The 25,321-nt window shown below is 68.0% G+C and carries 26 protein-coding genes and 1 tRNA gene; 8 read left to right on the forward strand and 19 right to left on the reverse strand.

Going from position 1 to position 25,321, the window contains the following annotated elements; all coding sequences use genetic code 11:
- Positions 1-5: 5 nt before the first annotated feature.
- Entirely contained in the window at positions 6-2,063 is a 2,058-nt protein-coding gene (locus BM109_RS10385) for a M3 family metallopeptidase (RefSeq protein ID WP_093343431.1), read from the forward strand.
- 30 nt (positions 2,064-2,093) lie between these two features.
- On the forward strand, positions 2,094-2,744 hold the full coding sequence (locus tag BM109_RS10390; RefSeq protein ID WP_093342654.1) for a glutaredoxin family protein: 651 nt from the start codon (positions 2,094-2,096) through the stop codon (positions 2,742-2,744).
- Here BM109_RS10390 and rpiA read toward each other — a convergent pair whose 3' ends face one another.
- Positions 2,745-3,461, reverse strand: a complete 717-nt coding sequence (gene rpiA, locus BM109_RS10395) for a ribose-5-phosphate isomerase RpiA (protein ID WP_093342655.1) — start codon at positions 3,459-3,461, stop codon at positions 2,745-2,747.
- Positions 3,462-3,504: 43 nt separating this feature from the next.
- Between rpiA and BM109_RS10400 the strand changes: the two genes are divergently transcribed.
- Entirely contained in the window at positions 3,505-4,593 is a 1,089-nt protein-coding gene (locus BM109_RS10400; RefSeq protein WP_093342657.1) for a quinone-dependent dihydroorotate dehydrogenase, read from the forward strand.
- Between the two features lie 44 nt (positions 4,594-4,637).
- Here the strand turns inward: BM109_RS10400 and BM109_RS10405 are convergent, their stop codons facing one another.
- The 14 genes from BM109_RS10405 to uvrB all read right to left on the reverse strand — a co-directional run bounded on the left by BM109_RS10405 (position 4,638) and on the right by uvrB (position 15,974).
- Positions 4,638-5,351, reverse strand: a complete 714-nt coding sequence (locus BM109_RS10405; protein ID WP_093342658.1) for a phage holin family protein — start codon at positions 5,349-5,351, stop codon at positions 4,638-4,640.
- A 27-nt stretch (positions 5,352-5,378) separates the two neighbouring features.
- Positions 5,379-5,675 (reverse strand): glycine zipper domain-containing protein, encoded by a 297-nt coding sequence (locus BM109_RS10410; RefSeq protein ID WP_057593661.1) that lies wholly within the window; start codon positions 5,673-5,675, stop codon positions 5,379-5,381.
- 148 nt (positions 5,676-5,823) lie between these two features.
- A complete protein-coding gene (locus tag BM109_RS10415; protein ID WP_093342660.1) occupies positions 5,824-6,930 on the reverse strand; it encodes an NAD(P)/FAD-dependent oxidoreductase in 1,107 nt (368 codons plus the stop codon).
- A gap of 36 nt (positions 6,931-6,966) precedes the next feature.
- Positions 6,967-7,095, reverse strand: a complete 129-nt coding sequence (locus BM109_RS10420) for a stereocilin (protein ID WP_093343433.1) — start codon at positions 7,093-7,095, stop codon at positions 6,967-6,969.
- A 164-nt stretch (positions 7,096-7,259) separates the two neighbouring features.
- Positions 7,260-7,334: transfer RNA gene (locus BM109_RS10425), tRNA-Val, on the reverse strand.
- Positions 7,335-7,419: 85 nt separating this feature from the next.
- Positions 7,420-8,127, reverse strand: coding sequence for a DNA polymerase III subunit epsilon (dnaQ, locus tag BM109_RS10430; protein WP_093342661.1), 708 nt, complete (start codon positions 8,125-8,127; stop codon positions 7,420-7,422).
- On the reverse strand, positions 8,127-8,465 hold the full coding sequence (gene fdx / locus BM109_RS10435) for an ISC system 2Fe-2S type ferredoxin (RefSeq protein ID WP_093342663.1): 339 nt from the start codon (positions 8,463-8,465) through the stop codon (positions 8,127-8,129). The genes dnaQ and fdx overlap by 1 nt, the downstream gene beginning before the upstream one ends.
- A 37-nt stretch (positions 8,466-8,502) precedes the next feature.
- A complete protein-coding gene (hscA, locus tag BM109_RS10440) occupies positions 8,503-10,362 on the reverse strand; it encodes a Fe-S protein assembly chaperone HscA (protein WP_093342664.1) in 1,860 nt (619 codons plus the stop codon).
- A gap of 4 nt (positions 10,363-10,366) precedes the next feature.
- A complete protein-coding gene (gene hscB / locus BM109_RS10445) occupies positions 10,367-10,885 on the reverse strand; it encodes a Fe-S protein assembly co-chaperone HscB (protein ID WP_093342666.1) in 519 nt (172 codons plus the stop codon).
- A gap of 63 nt (positions 10,886-10,948) precedes the next feature.
- A complete protein-coding gene (gene iscA, locus BM109_RS10450; RefSeq protein WP_057593654.1) occupies positions 10,949-11,272 on the reverse strand; it encodes an iron-sulfur cluster assembly protein IscA in 324 nt (107 codons plus the stop codon).
- A gap of 1 nt (position 11,273) precedes the next feature.
- Positions 11,274-11,687 (reverse strand): Fe-S cluster assembly scaffold IscU, encoded by a 414-nt coding sequence (gene iscU, locus BM109_RS10455; RefSeq protein ID WP_093342667.1) that lies wholly within the window; start codon positions 11,685-11,687, stop codon positions 11,274-11,276.
- 59 nt (positions 11,688-11,746) lie between these two features.
- On the reverse strand, positions 11,747-12,967 hold the full coding sequence (locus tag BM109_RS10460) for an IscS subfamily cysteine desulfurase (RefSeq protein WP_093342669.1): 1,221 nt from the start codon (positions 12,965-12,967) through the stop codon (positions 11,747-11,749).
- Between the two features lie 110 nt (positions 12,968-13,077).
- Entirely contained in the window at positions 13,078-13,614 is a 537-nt protein-coding gene (iscR, locus tag BM109_RS10465) for a Fe-S cluster assembly transcriptional regulator IscR (protein ID WP_056580055.1), read from the reverse strand.
- 239 nt (positions 13,615-13,853) lie between these two features.
- Positions 13,854-15,974 carry an excinuclease ABC subunit UvrB gene (gene uvrB / locus BM109_RS10470; RefSeq protein WP_256222488.1) on the reverse strand — a complete coding sequence of 707 codons (2,121 nt, stop codon included), beginning with the start codon at positions 15,972-15,974 and terminating at the stop codon, positions 13,854-13,856.
- Positions 15,975-16,079: 105 nt separating this feature from the next.
- On the opposite strand from uvrB, the gene BM109_RS10475 reads away from it, so the two are divergent.
- The 4 genes from BM109_RS10475 to BM109_RS10490 all read left to right on the forward strand — a co-directional run bounded on the left by BM109_RS10475 (position 16,080) and on the right by BM109_RS10490 (position 20,203).
- Entirely contained in the window at positions 16,080-17,276 is a 1,197-nt protein-coding gene (locus tag BM109_RS10475) for an amino acid aminotransferase (protein ID WP_093342670.1), read from the forward strand.
- Between the two features lie 188 nt (positions 17,277-17,464).
- Positions 17,465-18,919 (forward strand): polyhydroxyalkanoate depolymerase, encoded by a 1,455-nt coding sequence (locus tag BM109_RS10480; RefSeq protein WP_093342672.1) that lies wholly within the window; start codon positions 17,465-17,467, stop codon positions 18,917-18,919.
- Positions 18,920-18,935: 16 nt separating this feature from the next.
- The gene (locus BM109_RS10485) at positions 18,936-19,568 is read left to right on the forward strand and encodes an RnfABCDGE type electron transport complex subunit B (protein WP_093342673.1); all 633 of its coding nucleotides are present in this window, start codon (positions 18,936-18,938) and stop codon (positions 19,566-19,568) included.
- The gene (locus BM109_RS10490) at positions 19,565-20,203 is read left to right on the forward strand and encodes a LysE family translocator (protein WP_057593647.1); all 639 of its coding nucleotides are present in this window, start codon (positions 19,565-19,567) and stop codon (positions 20,201-20,203) included. Before BM109_RS10485 ends, BM109_RS10490 begins: the two co-directional genes overlap by 4 nt.
- Before the next feature lie 13 nt (positions 20,204-20,216).
- Here BM109_RS10490 and yedA read toward each other — a convergent pair whose 3' ends face one another.
- Positions 20,217-21,122 carry a drug/metabolite exporter YedA gene (yedA, locus tag BM109_RS10495; RefSeq protein ID WP_093342675.1) on the reverse strand — a complete coding sequence of 302 codons (906 nt, stop codon included), beginning with the start codon at positions 21,120-21,122 and terminating at the stop codon, positions 20,217-20,219.
- 117 nt (positions 21,123-21,239) lie between these two features.
- Here yedA and BM109_RS10500 point away from each other — a divergent pair, with 117 nt between their 5' ends.
- The gene (locus BM109_RS10500; protein WP_057593645.1) at positions 21,240-21,737 is read left to right on the forward strand and encodes an Lrp/AsnC family transcriptional regulator; all 498 of its coding nucleotides are present in this window, start codon (positions 21,240-21,242) and stop codon (positions 21,735-21,737) included.
- 12 nt (positions 21,738-21,749) lie between these two features.
- Here the strand turns inward: BM109_RS10500 and BM109_RS10505 are convergent, their stop codons facing one another.
- Genes BM109_RS10505 through BM109_RS10515 form a run of 3 tightly spaced genes read right to left on the reverse strand, consistent with a single transcriptional unit; the run spans position 21,750 to position 25,308 of the window.
- On the reverse strand, positions 21,750-22,238 hold the full coding sequence (locus tag BM109_RS10505) for a VOC family protein (RefSeq protein WP_057593644.1): 489 nt from the start codon (positions 22,236-22,238) through the stop codon (positions 21,750-21,752).
- Positions 22,235-23,260, reverse strand: coding sequence for a biotin synthase BioB (gene bioB, locus BM109_RS10510; RefSeq protein ID WP_093342676.1), 1,026 nt, complete (start codon positions 23,258-23,260; stop codon positions 22,235-22,237). The genes BM109_RS10505 and bioB overlap by 4 nt, the downstream gene beginning before the upstream one ends.
- Positions 23,260-25,308 (reverse strand): acetyl-CoA carboxylase biotin carboxylase subunit, encoded by a 2,049-nt coding sequence (locus tag BM109_RS10515; protein ID WP_093343436.1) that lies wholly within the window; start codon positions 25,306-25,308, stop codon positions 23,260-23,262. The genes bioB and BM109_RS10515 overlap by 1 nt, the downstream gene beginning before the upstream one ends.
- Between the last annotated feature and the right edge of the window lie 13 nt (positions 25,309-25,321).

Here is a 25,321-nt window from a genome sequence, read left to right on the forward strand (position 1 = left end):
ACACCATGGCCACCTCGAACAACCCCCTCCTCGATTTCACCGACCTCCCGCTGTTCGACCGCATCCGGCCCGAACACGTCGCCCCCGCGGTCGACGTGCTGCTCGCCGATGCCGAGACCGCGCTGCAGACGGTGACGGCCCCCGACTTCCCCGCGAGCTGGAGCGCGATCTCCAAGGTGCTCGACGTGGCCTCGGAACGCTTCAGCCGCGCCTGGAGCGCGGTCGGCCATCTCAACGCCGTGGCCGACACGCCCGAGCTGCGCGCCGCCTACAACGAGGCGATGCCGCGCGTCACCGCGTTCTGGACCCGCCTGAGCTCCGACGAGCGCCTGTACGCGAAGTACAAGGCGATCGACGTCGCCACGCTCGATGCCGAGCAGCGCCAGGCGCATCGCAACGCGGTGCGCAACTTCGTGCTCGGCGGCGCCGAGCTGCAGGGCGAGGCCAAGCAGCGCTTCGCCGAGATCCAGGAACGCCAGGCCGAGCTGAGCCAGAAGTTCAGCGAGAACGCGCTCGACGCGACCGATGCCTTCGCCTACTACGCGCAGTTCGGCGAGCTCGAGGGCGTGCCCGAGGACGTGGTCAACGCCGCGCGCGCCGCGGCCGAAGCCGAGGCCAAGGACGGCTACAAGCTCACGCTCAAGATGCCCTGCTACCTGCCGGTGATGCAGTTCGCCAAGAGCAGCGCGCTGCGCGAGACGCTCTACCGCGCCTACGTCACGCGCGCCAGCGAACTCGGCGACCCGGCCTTCGACAACACGGCACTGATCAGCGAGATCCTCGCGCTGCGCGAGGAAGAAGCCAAGCTGCTGGGCTACCGAAATTTCGGTGAGCTCTCGGTGGTGCCGAAGATGGCCGAGTCGCCCGAGCAGGTGGTGAAGTTCCTGCGCGACCTGGCCGCCAAGGCCCGCCCCTACGGCGAGCGCGACCTCGCCGACCTGCGCGTTTTCGCGTCCACCCAGCTGGGCCTGGCCGATCCGCAACCCTGGGACTGGAGCTACGTCGGCGAAAAGCTCAAGGAAGCGCGCTACGCCTTCAGCGAACAGGAGGTCAAGCAGTACTTCCCGGCGCCCAAGGTGATGGCGGGCCTGTTCAAGATCGTCGAGACGCTGTTCGAGGTCTCGATCCGCCGCGACAGCGCGCCGACCTGGCATCCGAGCGTCGAGTTCTACCGCATCGAGCGCGCCGGCCAGAAGGTCGGCCAGTTCTACCTCGACCCCTCCGCGCGTGCCGCCAAGCGCGGCGGCGCCTGGATGGACGACGTGCGCGCCCGCTGGCTGCGGCCCGACGACGGCCGGCTGCAGACGCCGATCGCGCAACTGGTCTGCAATTTCGCCGAGGGCGTGGGCGGCAAGCCGCCGCTGCTCACGCACGACGACGTGACCACCCTGTTCCACGAGTTCGGCCATGGCCTGCACCACATGCTCACGCAGGTGAACGAGCGCGACGTCTCGGGCATCAGCGGCGTCGAATGGGACGCGGTCGAACTGCCGAGCCAGTTCATGGAGAACTTCTGCTGGGAGTGGGACGTGCTGAGCCACATGACGGCCCACGTCGACACCGGCGAGCCGCTGCCGCGCGCTCTGTTCGACAAGATGACCGCGGCCAAGAACTTCCAGAGCGGCCTGCAGACGCTGCGCCAGATCGAGTTCTCGCTGTTCGACATGCTGCTGCACACCGAGTACCACGCCGCGGCGGCGAAGCCCGGCGACGTGCTCGCGCTGCTGGCCCAGGTGCGCGCCGAGGTGGCCGTGATGCCCTCGCCGCCCTTCAGCCGCACGCCGAACACCTTCAGCCACATCTTCTCGGGCGGCTACGCGGCCGGCTACTACAGCTACAAGTGGGCCGAGGTGCTGAGCGCCGACGCCTACGCGGCCTTCGAGGAAACCGTGGGCGCCAACGGCGAACCGAGCATCGAGACCGGCCGCAAGTACCGCCAGGCCATCCTCGAGGCCGGCGGCAGCCGCAGCGCGATGGAGTCGTTCAAGGCCTTCCGCGGCCGCGAACCCCAGCTTGATGCGCTGCTGCGACACCAGGGCATGGCCGAGCCGCAGCCGGCTTGATGCGGCGCTGAAGCTTGAGATACTCGGGCCATGCGCCCGATTTACAAATTCTCACCAAGTCGCCTGACCGGTTTCGTCCTCGTGCTCGCCGTCGCGGGCGCGATGGCGCAACCGGTCTACCGGCAGGTCGACAAGAACGGCCGGGTCACCTTCTCGGACCGCGCGCCCACCGCCAGCACCGAACCGGCCGCCAATGCGCAGCCGGCGCCCGGCGCCGCCGCCAACGCGGGCCTGCCCTACGAGTTGCGCCAGATCGCCCAGCGCTATCCCGTCACGCTCTACAGCGGCGACGAATGCAGCCCCTGCGCGATGGCGCGCACCCTGCTCGTCACGCGCGGCATCCCGTTCCAGGAACGCACGGTGAACAGCAACCAGGACGTGGAGGCGCTGCAGAAGCTCAGCGGACAGAACTCGCTGCCGCTGCTGACCATCGGCACGCAGCAGTTGCCCGGCTTCTCCGACACGCAGTGGGCGCAGTACCTCGACGCGGCCGGCTATCCCAGGAGCAACAGCCTGCCCAGCGGCTACCGCAATCCGCCGGCGCAGCCGATGGTCGCGCAGGTCACGCGCGCGCCGGTGCCCGCACCCGCCGCCGCGCGCGCGGCCCCCGACGAGCAGCCGCTGCCCGCGGCACCGCCGAGCGGCCCGACGCCGGAGAACCCGGCCGGCATCAAGTTCTGATCAGGCGAAGTCCAGCGTGCGCACGCCCTCGGGCGTGCCGAGCAGGCACACATGCGCCTTCTGGTGCGCGAACACGCCGACGGTGACCACGCCGGGCCACTGGCTCACCTCGGATTCGAAGGCCAGCGGATCAGCGATCTTCAGGCCCGTCACGTCGATGATGTGCTGGCCGTTGTCGGTCACCAGCGGCAGGCCGTCCTTCTCGCGCACCTGGGCCTGGCCGCCCAGCGCTGCGAACTGCCGCATCACGCGGCGCGCCGCCATCGGGATCACCTCGACCGGCAGCGGAAAGGCACCGAGCGTGTCGACCAGCTTCGAGGCATCGGCGATGCAGACGAAGCGGCGCGACTGGGCCGCGATGATCTTCTCGCGCGTGAGCGCGGCACCGCCGCCCTTCACCATGAAACCCCGCGGGTCGATCTCGTCGGCACCGTCGATGTAGACGCCCAGCTCCTCGACCTCGTTGCTGTCGAACACCTGGATGCCCAGCGCCCGCAGGCGCTCGGTGGAGGCGACCGAGCTCGAGACAACACCGCGGATCTGGTCCTTGATCGTGGCCAGCGCGTCGATGAACTTGTTGACCGTCGAGCCGGTGCCCACGCCCACGATCTCGCCCTTCACCACGTAGGCCAGGGCGGCGCGGCCCACCTGGGCCTTGAGTTCGTCCTGGGAGATGGTGGCGGCTGCGGCGGAAGAAGAAGGAAGGGGTGCGGTCATCGCGGAGAATCCTGGGCTCATTGAAGCCCCGAATTATCCGACGATGTCCCTGCTGCCCTCCTCGCTCTACGGTCTGGCCCGCCCTTTCCTGTTCGGTTTCGACCCGGAGCATGCCCATGAACTGACGCTCGACGGGCTCGCGCGCACGCAGAACACGCCGCTGGCCTGCGCCTACTCGGCACCGCGCGTCGACGATCCCGTCACCCTGGCCGGCCTGCAGTTCCCGAACCGCGTCGGCCTCGCCGCCGGCCTCGACAAGAACGCGCGCTGCATCGACGCCTTCGCCGCCATGGGCTTCGGCTTCGTCGAGGTCGGCACCGTCACGCCCAAGGGCCAGCCCGGCAATCCGCGCCCGCGCATGTTCCGCCTGCCCGAACGCCAGGCGCTGATCAACCGGCTCGGCTTCAACAACGACGGGCTCGCCGCCTTCCTGGCCAACGTGCAGAAGGGGCGCTTCCGCCGCAACGCGGGCCGCGCGAAGGCGCCGATGCTGCTGGGCCTGAACATCGGCAAGAACGCCGCCACGCCGATCGAGCGCGCGGTGGACGACTACATCGCCTGCCTCGACGGCGTGTACCCGCATGCCGACTACGTGACGATCAACATCTCGAGCCCCAACACCGCCAACCTGCGCAGCCTGCAGAGCGACGAAGCGCTCGACGCGCTGCTGGGCGCCGTGGCCGAGCGACGCGAGACGCTGGCGCGCCAGCCCCTCGGCGGCGCGCCGCGCCGCGTGCCGCTGTTCGTGAAGATCGCGCCCGACCTCGACGAGGCCCAGGTGGCGGTGATCGCCGCCACGCTGCGCCGCCACGGCATGGATGGCGTGATCGCCACCAACACCACGCTGGCGCGCGATGCGGTCGAGGGGCTGCAGCATGCGAAGGAAGCCGGTGGCCTGTCGGGTGCACCAGTGCGCGAATCGAGCAACCGCGTGATCGCCCAGCTGCGCGCCGCATTGGGCGCGGACTTCCCGATCGTCGGCGTGGGCGGCATCCTGGGCGCGGCCGATGCCAAGGCCAAGATCGCGGCGGGCGCTGACGTGGTGCAGATCTACACCGGCCTGATCTACCGCGGCCCGGCACTGGTCCATGAAACGGCGCAGGCGCTGCAGCGGGATCGCGGCAGCGCCTGAGTTTTTTCAGCGGGATATCTGGCGAGCGTGGCTCGCCGGCTGTTTCAGCGCATGCGCCAGAGGATCGGCGCGATGAAGGTCGCCCAGCGCAGCAGGCGCTTCGGGCGAACCACCACCAGCGCCGCAGCCACGGCCACACCCGTGGCAACCGGATGCTCGCGCGCGATGCGCAGCGCCGTGGCGGTCGGGGTTTCGTCGGGCGGCGGAGGCGCAGACTGCTCCACACCGTGCGCGGCGGCGGCACCGCCACCCTGCAAGGTCGCGATACGCAGGCGCTGGCGCTCGATGCGTTCGATCAGTTCCTCGCGCGTGGCCGGCCGGCGTGGCGCCGGCTCGTCCTCTTCACCCGGCTCGTCGCCGAGTCCGAAGCGCTCCTGCACCCAGGTCCAGTCGCGCGCCAGTTCCTCGCGGGTCGGCGTGAAGCTGTTCGAGGCACCGCGCAGCTGGGTCCACAGGCCCCAGGCGGCCGCGAGCCACAGCACGATCCAGAGCGCGGCCACCGACCAGGCGGCGGTGGTGCGCTGCGGCGTGTCCCAGAAATGGACCACGACGGCCACGGACAGCAGTGCGACGGCGATCGTCGTCAGGCCCAAGAGCACGATCGCGAGGACCAGCACCAGCTTGAGCCGCTGCTTCTCCTCCTCCCAGGCCATGCGCAGCAGCTGCACACGGTCTTCGGCGGCCATCGCGCCTTCGGCTGCGGCAATGCGCAGCCGGCGCAGGCGCCGGTCCAGTCCGAGCAGGGAGAGCAACCTCATCGGCAGCCCCCCGTCATCATGGTTCGATCAGCGGCGACCAAGCAGCAGGCCCACCAGCACACCGACGGCCAGCGCGCCTGCGGCGATCTGCCAGGGTTCGTCGTGGGCATAGGCGTTGGTGGCCGAGGCGGCTTCGCGGGCCTTCTTGGCGGCGAGGCGGCTCTTCTCGGCGGCGAGCTCGCGGGCGATCGCGAGCTTGGTGTCGATGCGCTGGCGCAGCGCCTTGATGTGGGGAACCGAATCCAGGTCCTTGCTGGCGAGCACGCCACGCACGTCGCTCGCGATGTCCTCGGCTGCCGCCTCGAGATTCTTGGATGCACTCATTGGAAACCTTCCTCCGTGATGACACCGGCACCGCGCCGGCGGCTTCACGCCTACAAATGGCGTGCTGTCATGTTACAGGCTCCATCGGCCACACAGGCCTGCATCCACAAAGAGTTCTGCAAGAGATCGTTCGCCATCGGCTCGGAGTTCAGTCCTCGGCCGCGAGCAGATCCACCACATGGCGGCCGATCGCGAGGCTGCTCGTGAGCCCCGGCGATTCGATGCCGAACAGGTTGACGAGGCCTCGCACGCCATGCGCGCGCGGTCCGTCGATGCGGAAGTCGGCCGCGGGATCGCCAGGGCCCGAGATCTTCGGCCGCATGCCTGCATAGCCCGGGATCAATGCGCCATCGGGCAGCGCGGGCCAGTACTTGCGCACCTCGGCATAGAAGGCATCGCCGCGCGCCGGGTCCACCACCAGGTCGTCGGGCGAGCTCACCCATTGCACGTCGGGTCCGAACTTGGCCTGCCCGCCAAGGTCGATCGTCAGGTGCACGCCGAGGCCGCCGGGCTCGGGCACCGGATAGACCAGCCGGCCGAAGGGCGCGCGGCCCGACAGGGTGAAGTAGTTGCCCTTCGCGAAATGAGCGGTGGGAACGGTCTCGGTGGCGAGTCCTCCGAAGTGGCGCGCCAGATCGGGCGCTCCCAGGCCGGCTGCGTTGACCACGCTGCGGCAGCGCAACCGCGTGCCGTCTTGCGCCGTCAAGACGATGCCGCCCTCCTCCAGGTCAGCCCGCGTTACGGCCGACTTCAACGCCAGCATGCCGCCCGCATTCTCGAGATCGCCAAGCAGGCTCAGCATCAGCGCATGGCTGTCGACGATGCCCGTGCTCGGCGAGACCAACGCGGCCATGCAGCGCAGTTGCGGTTCCAGCGCGACGGCCTGCGCCGCCGAAATCTGTTCGAGGTCGTCGACACCATTGGCCGCGGCCTTGAGACGGATCGCCTCGAGCTCCACCACCTGTTCGACCGAGGTCGCGACGATCAGCTTGCCGCAGCGCCGGTGCGGCACGCCGCGCGCTTCGGCGTAGGCATACAGCAGTTGCTTGCCCTCGACGCACAGCGTCGCCTTCAGCGAGCCTTGCGGGTAGTAGATCCCCGCATGAATGACTTCGCTATTGCGCGAACTCGTGCCGGTGCCGATGGCGCCTTCGGCCTCGAGCACCATCACTTCACGGCCCGCGAGCGCGAGTGCGCGCGCCACGGCCAAACCCACCACACCACCGCCGATGACGGCGCAATCGAGATCGTCCATGCGGCGAGCTTAGCGCGGCCGCCGCGCGTGGGGAGATCAGGTCGCGGTCGGCGGCGGCTCGGGATCGGTGGGCTCGTCGGGCGCCTTGTTCGGCCCCTCGTCGGGCTCCACGGGCAGGCCCGGCGTGGGCGTGATCGGCGTCGGAAGATCGGGTGCGGTCGCCATCATCTTTTCTCCTGGGTTGCGGTCGTGCCATCGGTTCTAGGCGCGAAGGCTTGCGAAACCAGCAGCCCGCGACGGCACTTGGCGTCGGTGCGCGCCGACAGGCCAACGGCAATGCCGTCAGGGCCGATGCGCGCCGACGGAAAAGAGAAATGGAACCGGGAAATTGGTGGGCGGTGGAGGTTTCGAACCTCCGACCCCAGCAGTGTGAATGCTGTGCTCTACCCCTGAGCTAACCGCCCCTGACGCCTCTGCCCGATCTTTTCGATGGGCTTCAGCGCCTGGATGAATCGCGTTCTGCGAAGCCTTAGATTATGCCACAGCTTTTCAAGCGTTTTGGCGAAAGAGTGTGCGACCGTTGCTCGATTTGTCGAGCTGCGACAACACGGCGTCGTGCTCGGCCAGTTCGTGCTCGGTTGCCACCAGCACCGGCAGCTCGATGCTGCGCAGGTCGATGGCAATCACCGTGGTGCCCACTTCGGGCTCGGTGGTGGCCACGTCGATCAGCAGCGCGTCCTGGCCGCGCGTGAGGTTGATGTAGACGTCGGCCAGCAGCTGGGCGTCGAGCTTGGCGCCGTGGAAGGTCCGGTTCGAGCGGTCGACGCCGAAGCGGTCGCACAGCGCGTCGAGCGAGTTGCGCTTGCCCGGGTACACCTGCTTGGCCATGGCCAGCGTGTCGGTCACTTCGCTCACGAAGGTCTTGAGCGGCGGCAGGCCGGCGCGCTCGAATTCCTTGTTGAGGAAGCCCACGTCGAAGGCCGCGTTGTGGATGATCAGCTCGGCGCCGCGCAGGTACTCCACGATGTCGTTGGCCAGGGTGGCGAACTTCGGCTTGTCGCGCAGGAAGTCGGTCGTCAGGCCGTGCACCTTGAGCGCGTCCTCGTGGCTCTCGCGCTCGGGGTTGAAGTAGATGTGCAGGTCGTTGCCGGTGAGCTTGCGGTTGAACAGCTCCACGCAGCCCAGCTCGATGACCCGGTCGCCGTTCTCGGCCGACAGGCCCGTGGTTTCCGTATCGAGAACGATCAGACGACTCATCAGTGGTTTTCCTTCGCGTGGTTGATCGAGTACTTCGGAATCTCGATCGTCACATTTTCCTGCGCCAGGATCGCCTGGCAACTCAGGCGCGATTGCGGCTCCAGGCCCCAGGCGCGGTCGAGCAGGTCTTCCTCGCCCTCCTCGGCCTCGTTGAGCGAACCGCCGCCCACGCGCACGATCACGTGGCAGGTGGTGCAGGCGCAGCTCATCTCGCAGGCGTGCTCGATGTTGATGTCGTTGTCGAGCAGGGCTTCGCAGATCGAGGTGCCCGCGGGCGCGGTGATCTCGGCGCCTTGCGGGCAGTACTCGGGGTGTGGATAAATCTTGATCGTGGGCATGCAGCGCCTGCGTTGTCGTTCTTTGCGGTGTTCTGTCTTAGAGCGATTCGACCTTGCGCCCCGAGAGCGCGCGGGCGATGCCGGCATTCATGCGCTGCGCGGCGAAGGGTTCGGTGATCTCGGCCAGCGCCTTGGTCGCGGCCTCGATCGCGGCCGCGTCGCTGCCCTGGGCGCCCAGGCGCAGCGCGCTCATCGCGGCATCGATGGCCGCGCGCTCCTGCGCGTCGAGCAGGTCGCCGTCGGCATCGAGCGCGCTCTTCGTCGCGAGCAGCATGCGCTCGGCATCGACGCGGGCCTCGACCAGCGCGCGCGCCTGCATGTCCTGCTGCGCGGTCGAGAAGCTCTCCTGCAGCATGGTCGCGATCTGGTCGTCCGAAAGCCCGTAGGAAGGCTTGACGGTGACGCTGGCTTCGACGCCGCTCATCTGCTCCTTGGCGCTCACGCTCAGCAGGCCGTCGGCGTCGACCGTGAAGGTCACGCGGATGCGCGCGGCGCCCGCGGTCATCGGCGGAATGCCGCGCAAGGTGAAGCGCGCGAGGCTGCGGCAATCGGCCACCAGGTCGCGCTCGCCCTGCACCACGTGCAGCGCCAGCGCGGTCTGGCCGTCCTGGTAGGTGGTGAAGTCCTGCGCCATCGCGGTCGGGATGGTCTGGTTGCGCGGCACGATGCGCTCGACCAGCCCGCCCATGGTTTCGAGGCCCAGCGACAGCGGAATCACGTCGAGCAGCAGCAGCTCGCCCGCGCCGTTGTTGCCGGCCAGTTGGTTCGCCTGGATCGCGGCGCCGAGCGCGACGACCTCGTCGGGGTTGAGGTTGACCAGCGGCTCGCGCCCGAAGAACTCGGCAACGGCCTCGCGAACCTGCGGCATGCGCGTCGACCCGCCCACCAGCACGATGCCCTGCAGGTCGTCGGCCTTGAGCCTGGCGTCGCGCAGCGCCTTACGCACGGCGGCCAGGGTGCGGTCGGTGAGCGCCTTGGTGGCCGCGTCGAACTGCGCGCGCTGCAGCGCGAAGCGAAGCGGCTGGCCGCCGACGTCGGCGGCGAAGGTCACGGTGTCGGCATCGGTCAGCGCTTCCTTGGCGGCGCGCGCCGCCACGAGCACGGCGGCCTTGTCGGTCTCGCTCGCGGTCTGGACGCCGCTTTGCGCCAGCACGAAATCGGCCAGCGCATGGTCGTAGTCGTCGCCGCCCAGCGCCGAATCGCCGCCGGTCGCGATGACCTCGAACACGCCCTGCGTGAGCCGCAGGATGGAGATGTCGAAGGTGCCGCCGCCCAAGTCGTAGACGGCATAGACGCCCTCGCTCGCGTTGTCGAGGCCGTAGGCGATGGCGGCCGCGGTGGGCTCGCTGATCAGCCGCAGCACGTTGAGGCCGGCCAGCTGCGCCGCGTCCTTCGTGGCCTGGCGCTGGCCCTCGTCGAAGTAGGCCGGCACGGTGATGACCGCGCCGTAGAGCTCGTCGTCGAAGGTGTCCTCGGCGCGGTAGCGCAGCGTCGCGAGGATCTCGGCGCTGATCTCGACCGGCGACTTGTCGCCGGCCGCGGTGTGCACCTGCACCATGCCGCCGTCGCCACCGCCTATGGCATAGGACATCGCTTCACGATGGGTCACGTCGGCCAGCCCGCGGCCCATGAGCCGCTTGACCGAGGTGATGGTGTTCGAGGGATCCTGCGCGCGCGCGGCGACCGCATCGAAACCGATCTGGCGGCGCTCCTTGTCGAGGTAGCGCACCACCGAGGGCAGCAGCACGCGGCCCTGGTCGTCGGGCAGGCATTCGGCCACGCCGTTGCGCACCGAGGCCACCAGCGAATGCGTGGTGCCGAGGTCGATGCCCACGGCGATGCGGCGCTGATGCGGATCGGGCGCCTGGCCGGGTTCGGAAATCTGAAGAAGAGCCATGCCCTTATTGTCCTAATTGATCCGATTTGGCTTCGACGTCGTGGCCGAAGCGCTCAATGAACATGAGGGCTCTCACCTGCTGCGCGGCGGCGGGGTAGTCGCCCTTCTCGTCGATCAGCCAGTCGAGCGACGAGAGTGCGCGGGCGCGGCCCGCGTCGACCTCGGCTTGCAGGCGATCGAGCGAGGCGATGTCCTCGACCTCGTCGAGCGCCTCGCGCCATTCCATCTGCTGCATCAGGAAGTCGGGCGGCATCGCCGTGTTGTTCTCGGCATTGACCGGGGCACCGTGCAGTTCGCAGATGTAGCTCGCGCGCCGCACCGGGTCCTTGAGCCGCTGGTAGGCCTCGTTGATGCGCACCGACCATTGCATGGCCACGCGCTGGGCTGCTGCACCCTGCGCCGCGAAACGGTCGGGATGGGCTTCGCGCTGCAGCTCTTTCCAGCGCGCGTCCAGCGCCGCGCGGTCCTGCGCGAAAGTCGCGGGGACGGCGAACAGCTCGAAGTCGGTGTCGTTCAGGTTCATGGCAAGAAAAAACCGCCAGCACATGACATGGTGGCGGCTGTTGTCGCGGTCAGCGACTGCGCATCAGATGCGGAAGCTTTCCCCGCAACCGCAGCGGTCGCGCTCGTTCGGGTTGTTGAACTTGAAACCCTCGTTGAGGCCCTCGCGCACGAAGTCCAGCTGCGTGCCGTCGATGTAGGCCAGGCTCTTCGGGTCCACCAGCACCTTCACGCCGTGGTCCTCGAACACCACGTCCTCGGGCGTCAATTCGTCCACGTACTCGAGCTTGTAGGCCAGGCCCGAGCAGCCCGTGGTCTTCACGCCCAGCCGCACGCCCACGCCCTTGCCTCGCTTGCCGAGGTAGCGATTCACATGGCGCGCGGCGGCTTCTGTCAGCGTGACGGCCATCTCAGTGCACTGCCGCGGCTTCGGCGCTCTTCGCGCCGTGCTTGGCCTTGTAGTCGCTCACGGCCGCCTTGATCGCGTCCTCGGCGAGGATCGAGCAGTGGATCTTGACCGGCGGCAGCGCCAGTTCCTCGGCGATCTGCGCGTTCTTGAGCGCGGCGGCTTCGTCGAGCGTCTTGCCCTTGACCCATTCGGTCACGAGCGACGACGAGGCGATCGCCGAGCCGCAGCCGTAGGTCTTGAAGCGCGCGTCTTCGATCACGCCGGTTTCGGGGTTGACCTTGATCTGCAGCTTCATCACGTCGCCGCAGGCCGGCGCGCCGACCATGCCGGTGCCGACCGAATCGTCGCCCTTTTCGAAGGAGCCGACGTTGCGCGGATTTTCGTAGTGGTCGATGACCTTGGAAGAATATGCCATGGTGTACCTCTCAAACTGTGTTCAATCGTGGAGCTTCGGAGCGATCTCGCGTCACTGCCTCAGTGCGCCGACCACTGGATCGTGCTGATGTCGACGCCGTCCTGGAACATTTCCCACAGGGGGCTCAATTCGCGCAGCTTGGCCACGTTGTGCTTGATGGTCGAGATGGCGTAGTCGATCTCTTCCTCGGTCGTGAAACGGCCGATGGTCATGCGCAGGCTGCTGTGGGCCAGTTCGTCGCTGCGGCCCAGGGCGCGCAGCACGTAGCTGGGCTCGAGGCTGGCCGAGGTGCAGGCCGAACCCGACGACACCGCCAGGCCCTTGATGCCCATGATCAGCGACTCGCCTTCGACGTAGTTGAAGCTCATGTTCAGGTTGTGCGGCACGCGGTGCTCGAGGTCGCCGTTGATGAAGACCTGTTCCACGTCCTTCAGGCCGTCGAGCAGGCGCTTCTGCAGCCGCGCGGCCTTGGCGATGTCTTCCTTCATCTCGAGCTTGGCGATGCGGAAGGCCTCGCCCATGCCCACGATCTGGTGCGTGGGCAGCGTGCCCGAACGCATGCCGCGCTCATGGCCGCCGCCGTGCATCTGGGCCTCGAGCCGCACGCGCGGCTTGCGGCGCACGTACAGCGCGCCGATGCCCTTGGGGCCGTAGGTCTTGTGCGACGCCAGGCTCATCAGGTCGATCGGCAGCTTGGCGATGTCGATCTCGACCTTGCCGGTGGCCTGCGCGGCGTCGACGTGGAAGATCACGCCCTTCTCGCGGCAGATGTTGCCGAGCGCCACCACGTCCTGCACCACGCCGATCTCGTTGTTCACGAACATCACGCTCGCGAGGATCGTGTCGGGACGGATCGCGGCCTTGAATTTATCGAGATCGAGCAGGCCGTCTTCCTGCACGTCGAGGTAGGTGACCTCGAAGCCCTGGCGCTCGAGCTCGCGCATGGTGTCGAGCACGGCCTTGTGCTCGGTCTTCACCGTGATCAGGTGCTTGCCCTTGCCCTTGTAGAACTGCGCCGCGCCCTTGAGCGCGAGGTTGTTCGACTCGGTGGCGCCCGAGGTCCAGACGATCTCGCGCGGATCGGCGCCGATCAGTTCGGCCACGTAGCCGCGGGCCTTCTCGACCGCCTCTTCCGCTTCCCAGCCCCAGGCGTGGCTGCGCGACGCCGGGTTGCCGAAGTGCTCACGCAACCAGGGAATCATGGCGTCGACCACACGCGGGTCGACCGGCGTGGTGGCGCCGTAATCGAGATAGATCGGGAAATGAGGAGTTACGTCCATGGCTGGCTCGTGCTGGCGTGGGGGGTTGTTCTTGGTCGCTGTTCGTTCGCTGGCGGCGCCCGGTGGGCGCCGCGTCGGTCTAGGCTCGAGGCTTCGGCGTCGCGCGGTCCTCAGGACTTGGCGAAGACGTTGCCCAGGGCAAACACCGAATTCGGTGCATTGACGCGGATCGGCTTGACCACCGGCTGCGCGGAAATGGCGCGCTTGACGACCGGCTTGTTCTCGATCTGCACGCCCTTGGCGATCTGGTCGTCGACCAGCTTCTGCAGGGTGACCGAATCGAGGAACTCGACCATGCGCTGGTTCAGCGAGGCCCAGAGTTCGTGGGTCATGCAGCGGCCTTGTTCGCCGAGGCAGTTTTCCTTGCCGCCGCACTGGGTGGCGTCGATCGGTTCGTCGACCGACACGATGATGTCGGCCACGGTGATGTCGGCGGCCTTGCGGCCCAGGCTGTAGCCACCGCCCGGACCCCGGGTGGATTCGACGAGTTCGTGACGGCGCAGCTTGCCGAAGAGTTGTTCGAGGTACGACAGCGAAATCTGCTGCCGCTGGCTGATCGCGGCCAGCGTGACCGGACCGGTGTTCTGACGCAGAGCCAGATCGATCATGGCTGTGACCGCAAAACGGCCTTTGGTAGTGAGACGCATCGCAAGCTCCTTTTTAGCGCTTACCGTTGAAATGACACCGTTGCCCGGGAGCCACGGTGATCTCGTCTCCGCCCTGCCCGACTCTTGACACTGGTGAGCCAGTGGTTGTGAGTCGGTCCTTCATCGCGAAGTTTCTTTTTTGTTGAGTGTTTCGCTCAAGTATATCAGAAGCCCCCCGGGTTTGCTCGGGTAAACCCGATTCCGGGCGACCAGGGGCACCGAAGGCGCAAACCTTCGGCCTACTTGGCCGGCGATATCGCGATGTTGTCGCTGCCCGCGGCGCCGAAGGCCTGCTCGCGCAGCAGCGCGAGCTGGTCGCGCACCCGCGCCGCCTTCTCGAACTCGAGGTTGCGGGCGTGCTCGAGCATCTGCTTCTCGAGCCGCTTGATCTCGCGCGCGATGTCCTTCTCGCTCATGTCCTCGACCTTGGCGCGCTCGAGGTCCAGCTTGGCCATTTCCTTGCCAGTCTTCTCGCTGTAGACGCCGTCGATCAGGTCGCGCACCTGCTTCACGATGCTGCGTGGCGTGATGCCGTTGGCTTCGTTGTGGGCGATCTGGCGCGCGCGCCGGCGCTCGGTCTCGCCGATGGCGCGCTTCATCGATTCGGTCATCCGGTCGGCATACAGGATGGCCTTGCCGTTCAGGTTGCGCGCCGCCCGGCCGATGGTCTGGATCAGCGAGCGCTCGGCGCGCAGGAAGCCCTCCTTGTCGGCATCGAGGATCGCCACCAGCGAGACCTCGGGAATGTCCAGCCCCTCGCGCAGCAGGTTGATGCCCACCAGCACGTCGAAGGTGCCCAGGCGCAGGTCGCGCAGGATCTCCACGCGTTCGACCGTGTCGACGTCGCTGTGCAGGTAGCGCACCTTCACGCCGTTGTCGCCCAGGTAGTCGGTGAGCTGCTCGGCCATGCGCTTGGTCAGGGTGGTGATCAGCACGCGCTCGTTCTTCTCGACGCGCACGTGGATCTCCTGCAGCACGTCGTCGACCTGGTGGGTGGCCGGCCGGACCTCCACCTCGGGATCGATCAGGCCGGTGGGCCGCACCAGTTGCTCGACCACCTGCCCGGCGTGCTGCTTCTCGTAGTCGGCCGGCGTGGCCGACACGAAGATGCACTGGCGCATGCGCTTCTCGAATTCCTCGAGCTTCAGCGGCCGGTTGTCGAGCGCGCTCGGCAGCCGGAAGCCGTACTCCACCAGCGTGGTCTTGCGCGCCCGGTCGCCGTTGTACATGCCGCCGAGCTGGCCGATCATCTGATGGCTCTCGTCGAGGAACATCAGGGCGTCCTTCGGCAGGTAGTCGGTCAGCGTGGGTGGCGGGTCGCCGGGTGCCGCGCCCGAGAGGTGGCGCGTGTAGTTCTCGATGCCCTTGCAGTGGCCGATCTCGGCCAGCATCTCGAGGTCGAAACGGGTGCGCTGCTCGAGGCGCTGGGCCTCCACCAGCTTGCCCGCGGCCACCAGCTCCTTGAGCCGCCCGTCGAGCTCGATCTTGATGGTTTCGACGGCGGCCAGCACCTTGTCGCGCGGCGTCACGTAGTGGCTCGAGGGGTAGACCGTGAAGCGCGGCACCTTCTGGCGGATGCGCCCGGTCAGCGGGTCGAACAGCTGCAGCGACTCGATCTCGTCGTCGAACAGCTCGATGCGGATCGCGAGCTCGCTGTGCTCGGCCGGGAACACGTCGATGGTGTCGCCGCGCACGCGGAAGGTGCCGCGCGCGAAGTCCTGCTCGTTGCGCGTGTACTGCATGCGGATCAGCTGGCCGATCAGGTCGCGCTGGCCGACCTTGTCGCCCACGCGCGCGATCAACCGCATCTCCATGTAGTCCTCGGGCGTGCCGATGCCGTAGATCGCGCTCACTGTGGCCACGATCACGGTGTCGCGCCGCTCCAGCACGCTCTTGGTGGCCGACAGTCGCATCTGCTCGATGTGCTCGTTGATCGAGGAGTCCTTCTCGATGAACAGGTCGCGCTGCGGCACGTAGGCCTCGGGCTGGTAGTAGTCGTAGTAGCTGACGAAGTACTCGACAGCGTTCTTCGGGAAGAACTCGCGGAATTCGCTGTAGAGCTGGGCCGCCAGGGTCTTGTTGGGGGCGAACACGATGGCCGGGCGCCCGGTGCGGGCGATCACGTTGGCCATGGTGAAGGTCTTGCCCGAGCCGGTCACGCCCAGCAGGGTCTGGAACACCTCGCCGTCGCTCACGCCCTCGACCAGCTGGTCGATCGCCTTCGGCTGGTCGCCGGCCGGCGGATAGGGCTGGTACAGCTCGAAAGGCGAGCCCGGGAAGCTGATGAATTCGCCCTGGGGAACCGGCCCCACGGGGTCGGCATTGTTCGAGTCTGCTATGGCTTCGTTGATCTCTGGCATGGCTGTACCCGTCAGGTGGCGTGGCGCCGGTAAAATTCAAGGCAACCGCAAAGCTTAAAGCCTCGAGCGGTTGCCAGCGAAGCTTTCATCCCAAAGGACCTTTCCATGTCTATGTTCACCGCGGTCGAGATGGCACCGCGCGATCCGATCCTCGGCCTCAACGAGCAATTTGCCGCCGATACCAACCCCAGCAAGGTCAATCTCGGCGTCGGCGTCTACTACGACGACAACGGCAAGCTGCCCCTGCTCCAGTGCGTGCAGGCGGCCGAGCAGAACATGATGAAAGCGCCCACGGCGCGCGGTTATCTGCCCATCGACGGCATTGCCGCGTACGACAACGCCGTGAAGGTGCTGGTCTTCGGCGCCGACAGCGAACCCGTCACCTCGGGCCGCGTGGCCACGATCCAGGCCATCGGCGGCACCGGCGGCCTCAAGGTCGGCGCCGACTTCCTCAAGAAGCTCAACCCCGCCGCCAAGGTGCTGATCAGCGACCCGAGCTGGGAAAACCACCGCGCGCTGTTCACCAACGCCGGTTTCGAGGTCGAGAGCTACCCCTACTACGACGCCGCCAAGCGCGGCATCGATTTCGACGGCATGCTGGCCGCGCTCAACGCCGCCCCAGCCGGCACCGTGGTCGTGCTGCACGCCTGCTGCCACAACCCGACCGGCTACGACATCACGCCCGCGCAGTGGGACCAGGTCGTCGCCGCCGTCAAGGCCAAGGGCCTGGTGCCCTTCCTCGACATGGCCTACCAGGGCTTCGGCTACGGCCTGCAGGAAGACGGCGCGGCCGTCGCCAAGTTCGTCGACGCCGGCCTGACCTTCTTCGTCTCGACCTCGTTCTCCAAGAGCTTCAGCCTCTACGGCGAACGCGTGGGCGCCCTGTCGGTGCTGTGCGAGAACAAGGAAGAAGCCGCGCGCGTGCTGTCGCAGCTCAAGATCGCGATCCGCACCAACTACAGCAACCCGCCCACGCACGGCGGCGCCGTGGTGGCCGCGGTGCTCGGCAACCCCGAGCTGCGCGCCCTGTGGGAGAAGGAACTGGGCGAGATGCGCGTGCGCATCAAGGCCATGCGCCAGAAGCTGGTCGACGGCCTCAAGGCCGCCGGCGTGAAGGAAGACATGAGCTTCATCACCACCCAGATCGGCATGTTCAGCTACTCGGGCCTGACCAAGGACCAGATGGTGCGCCTGCGCAACGAGTTCGGCGTCTACGGCACCGACACCGGCCGCATGTGCGTGGCCGCCCTCAACAGCAAGAACATCGACCACGTCTGCGCGTCGATCGCCAAGGTCATTTGAGACCCCGCGCCGCGGGCGCGTGAGCGATTGCGGCCGCAGGTGACTCGCTCGAGTCACCTGCGCGACACAACTTGTTCACGGAAGCCCGCGGCCATCTCCGAGGGCCTTCCCGGGCCTAGGGTTAGGCCCCCTGCGCGTGTCGAAATGCGCTGATATATTGCACCGCAACATTCCAACTCGACACAGCGATGCTCTACCAACTCTACGAAGCCCAGCGTTCCCTCATGGAACCGTTCGCGGACTTCGCCCAGGCCGCCTCCAAGCTCTACAGCCCCGGCGCCGTCTGGAGCCAGCTGCCCGGAGCGCAGCGCATGGCGGCGAGCTACGACCTGCTCTACCGCCTCGGCAAGGACTACGAGAAGCCCGAGTTCAACATCAAGTCGGTCAAGGTCGACGGCGACGACGTCGTGATCCAGGAAGTGATCGAGCTGGAAAAGCCGTTCTGCCAGCTGCGGCGCTTCAAGCGCTTCACCGACGAACCGCACATCCTCAAGACGCTCAAGAGCCAGCCCGTGGTGCTGGTGGTGGCGCCGCTGTCGGGCCACTACGCCACCCTGCTGCGCGACACGGTGCGCACCCTTTTGCAGGACCACAAGGTCTACATCACCGACTGGAAGAACGCGCGCCTGGTGCCGCTGTCGGACGGCGAGTTCCACCTCGACGACTACATCAACTACGTGCAGGAGTTCATCCGCCGCCTGCAGGCCGAGTACGGCAACTGCCACGTGGTCAGCGTGTGCCAGCCCACGGTGCCGGTGCTGGCCGCCGTGTCGCTGATGGCCAGCCGCGGCGAGGCGCTGCCGCTCACCATGACGATGATGGGCGGCCCGATCGATGCCCGCAAGTCGCCCACGGCGGTCAACAACCTCGCGATGAACAAAAGCTTCGAGTGGTTCGAGAACAACGTGATCTACCGCGTGCCCCAGGGCTTCCCGGGCGCGGGCCGGCGCGTCTACCCGGGCTTCCTGCAGCACACGGGCTTCGTCGCGATGAACCCCGACCGCCACGCCAGCAGCCACTACGACTACTTCAAGGACCTGATCAAGGGCGACGACGCGAGCGCCGAGGCGCACCGCAAGTTCTACGACGAGTACAACGCCGTGCTCGACATGGACGCCGATTACTACCTCGAGACGATCCGCACCGTGTTCCAGGAATTCGACCTGGTCAACGGCACCTGGGACGTGAAGAGCCCCACGGGAGAGGTCGAGCGCGTGCGCCCGCAGGACATCCGCGCCACCGCGCTGCTCACGGTCGAGGGCGAGCTCGACGACATCTCGGGCTCGGGCCAGACCGAGGCCGCGCACGAGCTGTGCACCGGCATCGCCGATGCGAAGCGCGAGCACTACGAGGTCAAGGGCGCGGGCCATTACGGCATCTTCAGCGGCCGCCGCTGGCGCGAACTGGTCTATCCGAAGATGCAGAAGTTCATCGCCGCCAACGACCAGCCGCAAAGCCGTGCCGGTGAACGCGAGAGCCTGCCGGCCGAGGACAAGGTCAAGCCCGGCCGCAAGCTGGCTACCACCACCGCCAAGGCGCCCGCCAAGAAGTCGGTGCCGGCCAAGAAGGCGGCACCGGCCGCGAAGCGCGCGCCCGCCCCGAAGAAGACCGTGGCGCGCAAGACCGCCGCCGCGGCGCGCTGAGCGCCCTCCTCCTCCCGTGAACGGACTGGCCGCACGCATCCACGACGCACTGCCCCAGACGCAGTGCACCCGTTGCGGCTACCCGGACTGCGAGGGCTATGCGCAGGCCGTGGCCAGCGCCGAGGCCGAGATCAACCAGTGCCCGCCGGGCGGCGCCGAGGGCGTCGAGCGGCTCGCGCGGCTCACCGGCCGCCCCGTGCAGGCGCTCGACCCGGCCTTCGGCACCGAGGGCCCGCGCAGGCTGGCGGTGATCGACGAGGCCTGGTGCATCGGCTGCACGCTGTGCCTCGATGCCTGCCCGACCGACGCCATCCTCGGCATCAACAAGCGCATGCACACCGTGATCGACGCGCACTGCACGGGCTGCGAACTCTGCATCCCGGTCTGCCCGGTCGACTGCATCTCGCTCGAGGACGCCACGCCGGGCCGCACCGGCTGGCAGGCCTGGTCGCCCGCGCAGGCGGCCCATGCCCGCGCGCGCTACGCCCTGCATGGCCAGCATCGGCCCACCGATGCGCGCCAGGGCAAGAAGCGCCCCGAAGTCGAGGTCGCGGCGCCCAGCGCCGAGGCCCGCAAGCGCTCGGTGGTCGAGGCCGCGCTCGCGCGCGCCCGTGCCGCCTCCCAACGTCCTTCCACACCCAAGCCATGAACCTCGACACCCTGCTGGTCTTCGTGCTCGCCTCCCTCGCGCTCGCCGTGATCCCGGGCCCGACCATGCTGCTCGCGCTGTCGAACGGCATCGACGGCGGCATGCGCCGCGCGAGCTGGGGCATCGTCGGCGCCTCGCTCGGCAGCAGCATCGTGATCGCCGTCGTCGCGCTCGGCCTGGGCTCGCTGCTGGCGGCCTCGGAATGGCTGTTCAACGCGATCCGCGTGGCGGGCGTGGCCTACCTCGTGTGGCTCGGCATCAAGCTCTGGCGCAGCGACGCCACCGACCTCGGCGCCGCGCTCGCGAAGTCCTCGCCCGAGAGCCGGCTGCACGGCCGCATCGCGCTGCTGCGCAGCCTCGCGGTGGCGCTGTCGAACCCCAAGTCGCTGCTGTTCTTCGCGGCCTTCCTGCCGCAGTTCGTCGACATCGCGCGGCCGCAGGGCCCGCAGTACCTGCTGCTGGGCGGCATCTTCGTGCTGCTCGACACCTGCGTGATGCTGGCCTATGCCGGCGCCGGCACGCAGGCCGTGCGCTGGCTCTCGAAGCGCGGCCTCAAGGCGCTGAACCGCGGCTGCGCCGTGGGCATGTGGCTGCTGGCGGCCACGCTCGCGGTGTGGCGCCGCCCGGGCGCCTGAGCCACGGGCCCGCTCAGTTCCTGGCCGAGCGCTTGAGCAGCAGCATCAGCACGCCCGCCAGGATCACCGTCACCGCATACCACTCGAAGCGCGTGACCGTCTCGCCCGCGATCCACACGCCCAGCAGCATCGCGATCACCGGATTGACGAAGGTGTAGCTGGCCGCCAGCGCGGCCGGCGCGCGCGCCAGCAGCAGCATGTAGGCGTTGAAGGCGATCAGCGAGCCAAACACCACCAGGTAGAACCAGGCGGCCGTGGCCTGCGGCGCGGGCGGCCACGCGAGGCTCTCGCCCGAGACGGCCGCCAGTATCAGCAGCACCACGCCGCCGCAGATCATCTCGCTCGCGAAGCCCATCGCACCCGGTGCGAGCGGCAGCGCGCGCTGGCTCAGCACGCTGCCGGCCGACCAGCAGACGCAGGCGATGGAGATCGCGGCCAGCCCGGCCGGCGAGGCCTGGAAGCCGCTGCCCTGGGTCAGCATCAGCACGCCGACCAGGCCCAGCGCGATGCCGATCGCCTCGAGCTTCGTCGGCACGATGCCCCAGATCAGGTTGAGCAGCGCGATGATCAGCGGCACCACCGCGATGAAGGCCACCACCAGGCCCGAGCCCACCGAGACCTCGGCATGCGCGGTGCCGCCCATGCCGCCGCCGAGCATCAGCGTGCCGACCACCAGCGCGTTGCGCCACTGCAGCCGGTTCGGCCAGGGCGCGCCGCGCCAGCGCATCCAGGCCGCGAGCAGCAGACCCGCGAACAGGAAGCGCGAGCCCATCTGCAGGAAGGGCGGGAAGCTGATCAGCGCGTACTTGATCGCGAGGTAGGTCGAGCCCCAGACCAGCCAGGTGGCGGCGAGGCAGAGCCAGATGATCGGCGGCAGTCCGCCGCGCGCGGACGGCGTGGAAGTGGCGAGCGAGAGCATGTCGAGGGTGTCTGTTGTTGTGAACCTGGCCGGCTCCATGGTATGAAGGCCGCCGCCGCGCTTCCATGCGCAAATCACGGTTCTGGCGGCTCGCGGCCGTCGATTTGAAGGACTTCGATGGAATCCACCTTGAACCCCACGCTCGATGCCCACGACACCCGCATCCTGGCCGAACTGCAGAAGGATGCGCGCCTCACCATGGCCGAGCTCGGCCGCCGCGTGCACCTGAGCCAGCCGGCGGTGACCGAGCGCGTGAAGAAGCTCGAGGCCGCGGGCGTGATCAGCGGCTACCGCGCCACCGTCAACCTCGGCAAGCTGGGCTACGGCATCCGCGCGATGATCCGCGTCGGCCGCGCCGACTACGACCGCGTCGTGAAGCTGGTGCAGGACACGCCCGAATGCGTGAATGCCTACAACGTGACCGGCGAGGACAGCTGGATCCTCGAGATCGCGGTCATCGACGTGAGCCACCTCGACGCGGTGGTCACCAAGTTCTGCATCCTCACCGAGACCGCGACCTCGATCATCCTGAACCCGGCGCGCGAGCACCAGCCGATGCTGCCGCCGCACCGCTCGGACGTGAAGCCGCCGATACGCAAGGTCGTGAACGCCTGAAGGCGCCCGGGCTCAGCGCCCGGCGAGCGCGTCGAAGGCCTTCACCACCTCGGGCGGCGCCTGCACCATCTCGATCAGCACGCCCTCGCCCGCGATCGGGAACTCGTCGTTCGCCTTCGGATGCAAAAAGCAGATGTCGAAGCCCGCCGCGCCCTTGCGGATGCCGCCGGGCGCGAAGCGCACGCCCTGCGAAGTCAGCCATTCGACCGCCGTCGGCAGGTCGTCGATCCACAGGCCCACGTGGTTGAGCGGCGTGGCATGCACCGCGGGCTTCTTCTCGGGATCGAGCGGCTGCATCAGGTCGACCTCGACCTTGAACGGGCCGGTGCCGATCGCGCAGATGTCCTCGTCGACGTTCTCGCGCTCGCTTCGGAAGGTGCCCGTGACCTCGAGCCCCAGCATGTCGACCCAGAGCTTCTGCAGCCGGGTCTTGTCGGGACCGCCGATCGCGATCTGCTGGATGCCCAGCACGCGGAAGGGACGTTGGATGGCGCTCGTCATTGGCAGGACTCCGGGTTCGTTTCGGTCGAGGTGCGGTGCGAGCGCAGCCCCAGCTTGCGCAGCAGCTGCACGTCGGCCTCCACGTCGGGATTGCCCGTGACCAGCAGCTTGTCGCCGTAGAAGATCGAATTCGCGCCGGCCATGAAACACAGCGCCTGCACCGCCTCGCCCATCTGCTGGCGGCCGGCCGACAGGCGCACGCGCGCGGTCGGCATGGTGATCCGCGCGACCGCGATCATGCGCACGAAGTCGAAGGGATCGATCGGTTCCGAGTCGGCCAGCGGCGTGCCGGGCACGCGCACCAGGCTGTTGATCGGCACCGACTCGGGGTACGGATCGAGGTTGGCCAGCTGCGCGATCAGCCCCGCGCGGTGCACCGGCGCCTCGCCCATGCCCACGATGCCGCCGCAGCACACGCTGATGCCGGCGCCGCGCACATGGGCCAGCGTGTCGAGCCGGTCCTGGTAGCTGCGGGTGTCGACGATGTCGGTGTAGTACTCGGGCGCGGTGTCGAGGTTGTGGTTGTAGTAGTCGAGGCCGGCGGCCTTGAGCTGCTGCGCATGGTGCGGCTCGAGCATGCCGAGCGTGGCGCAGGTCTGCAGGCCCAGGCCCTTCACGGCCTCGACCAGCACCGCCACCTTCTCGACGTCGCGGTCCTTGGGCGCGCGCCAGGCCGCGCCCATGCAGAAGCGCGTGGCGCCCGCGTCCTTGGCGGCCTGCGCGGCGCGCAGCACCTCGTCGACCTCCATCAGCTTCTGCGCCTTCACGCCGGTGTCGAACTCGGCCGACTGCGGGCAGTAGCCGCAGTTCTCGGGGCAGCCGCCGGTCTTCACCGACAGCAGCGTGGCCAGTTCGATGTCGCCCGCGGGAAAGTGCTGGCGGTGCACCGTCTGGGCCTCGAACAGCAGTTCCATCAGCGGCTTGTCGAGCAGCGCCTGGATCGCCTCGACCGACCAGCGGCCCTCGGGCGCCGGCTTCGCGGGCCGGTGCAGCACCACTGCCTGCAGGTCGCTGGCCCCCATCAGTTGAACTCCAGGATGATCTGGTCGACCGCGAGCGACTCGCCCTTGGCCGCGGAGATCTTGCCGACCACGCCGTCCTGCGCGGCGAACAGCACGTTCTCCATCTTCATCGCCTCGATCACCGCGAGCTTCTCGCCGGCCTGCACCTGCTGGCCCGGCTGCACCGCCACCTCGACCAGCAGGCCCGGCATCGGCGACATCAGGAACTTGCTGAGGTCCGGCGGTGCCTTGTGCGGCATCAGCGCGAGCAGGCGTGCGCCCAGCGGCGACAGCACCATGGCCTCGATCTGGCGGCCGTCGTTCGACACCCGCAGCGCCAGCGGATTCTTGCCGGCGCCGCGCTCCACCTGCGCGGTGAAGGGCTTGTCGTTGACGATGCCCTGCACGCGCACCGCGCCCAGCGCGAGGCTGCTGTCGATCTTGTAGGTCTTGCCGTTGACCGTGACCGCGCTCGCGCCGGTCTTGCCGTGGAAGTCGCTCACGGTCACCGGGTGGTGCACGTGCTCGCCCTGCGCGCCGAGCTCGACCACCACGAACTGCTCGCCCACCTTCACGCCGTGGCCTTCGAGCTGGCCGCTGATGCCCGAGGCACGCGCGCGATAGCGGCGGTGCACGTAGGCCGCCAGCGCGACCAGGAAATCGGGCTCGTTGTGCGGCACGTCCTCGGCATGGAAGCCCTTGCCGTAGTGCTCGGCGATGAAGCCGGTGTTGAAGTCGCCGGCCACGAACTTCGGATGCGCGAGCAGCGCCGCCTGGAACGGGATGTTGCTGCTGATGCCGCGGATCACGAAGCCGTTGAGCGCCTCTCGCATGCGGGCGATCGCGTGGTTGCGGTCCTTGCCGTGCACGATGAGCTTGGCGATCATCGAGTCGTAGTACATCGGGATCTCGCCGCCCTCGTACACGCCGGTGTCCACGCGCACGCCCTGCAGGTGCTCGGTGTCGCTCGCAAACATGGTCTCGGCCGGCGGCTGGAACTTCACCAGCCGGCCGGTCGAGGGCAGGAAGTTGCGGAACGGGTCCTCGGCGTTGATGCGGCACTCGATCGCCCAGCCGTCGCGCTTGACCTGCTCCTGCGTCAGCGGCAGTGCCTCGCCGGCCGCCACGCGGATCATCAGCTCCACCAGGTCGAGGCCCGTGATGCACTCGGTCACCGGGTGCTCCACCTGCAGCCGGGTGTTCATCTCGAGGAAGTAGAAGCTCTGGTCCTTGCCGACCACGAACTCCACCGTGCCCGCGCTCTGGTAGTTCACGGCCTTGGCCAGCGCCACCGCCTGCTCACCCATCGCCTTGCGCGTGGCATCGCTGATGAAGGGCGACGGCGCCTCCTCGATCACCTTCTGGTGCCGGCGCTGGATCGAGCATTCGCGCTCGTTGAGGTAGATCACGTGGCCGTGCGAATCGCCGAGCACCTGGATCTCGATGTGGCGCGGCTCCTCGACGAACTTCTCGATGAACACGCGGTCGTCGCCGAAGCTGTTGCGCGCCTCGTTGCGGCAGGAGGTGAAGCCCTCGAAGGCTTCCTTGTCGTTGAAGGCCACGCGCAGGCCCTTGCCGCCGCCGCCGGCCGAGGCCTTGATCATCACCGGGTAGCCGATGTCCTTCGCGATCTCGACCGCGCGCTCGGCGGTCTCGATGGCGTCGTTCCAGCCCGGGATGGTGTTGACCTTGGCCTCGTTGGCGAGCTTCTTCGAGGCGATCTTGTCGCCCATGGCCGCGATCGAGTAGTGCTTGGGGCCGATGAAGGCGATGCCCTCTTCCTCGACCCTCTTCGCGAAGCTTTCGTTCTCCGACAGGAAGCCGTAGCCCGGATGCACGGCCTCGGCGCCGGTCTTCTTGCAGGCCTCGATGATGCGGTCGGCCAGCAGGTAGCTCTCGCGGCTGGGCGCGGCGCCGATGTGCACGGCCTCGTCGGCCAGCTCGACGTGGCGGGCTTCCTTGTCGGCGTCGGAATAGACGGCGACGGTGAGGATGCCCATCTTCTTGGCCGTTTGAATGACGCGGCAGGCGATCTCGCCGCGGTTCGCAATCAGGATCTTCTTGAACATGTTCTTCTCCGTG

This window comes from Variovorax sp. PDC80 (assembly GCF_900115375.1).
In the GTDB taxonomy this organism is placed as follows: Bacteria; Pseudomonadota; Gammaproteobacteria; order Burkholderiales; family Burkholderiaceae_C; genus Variovorax.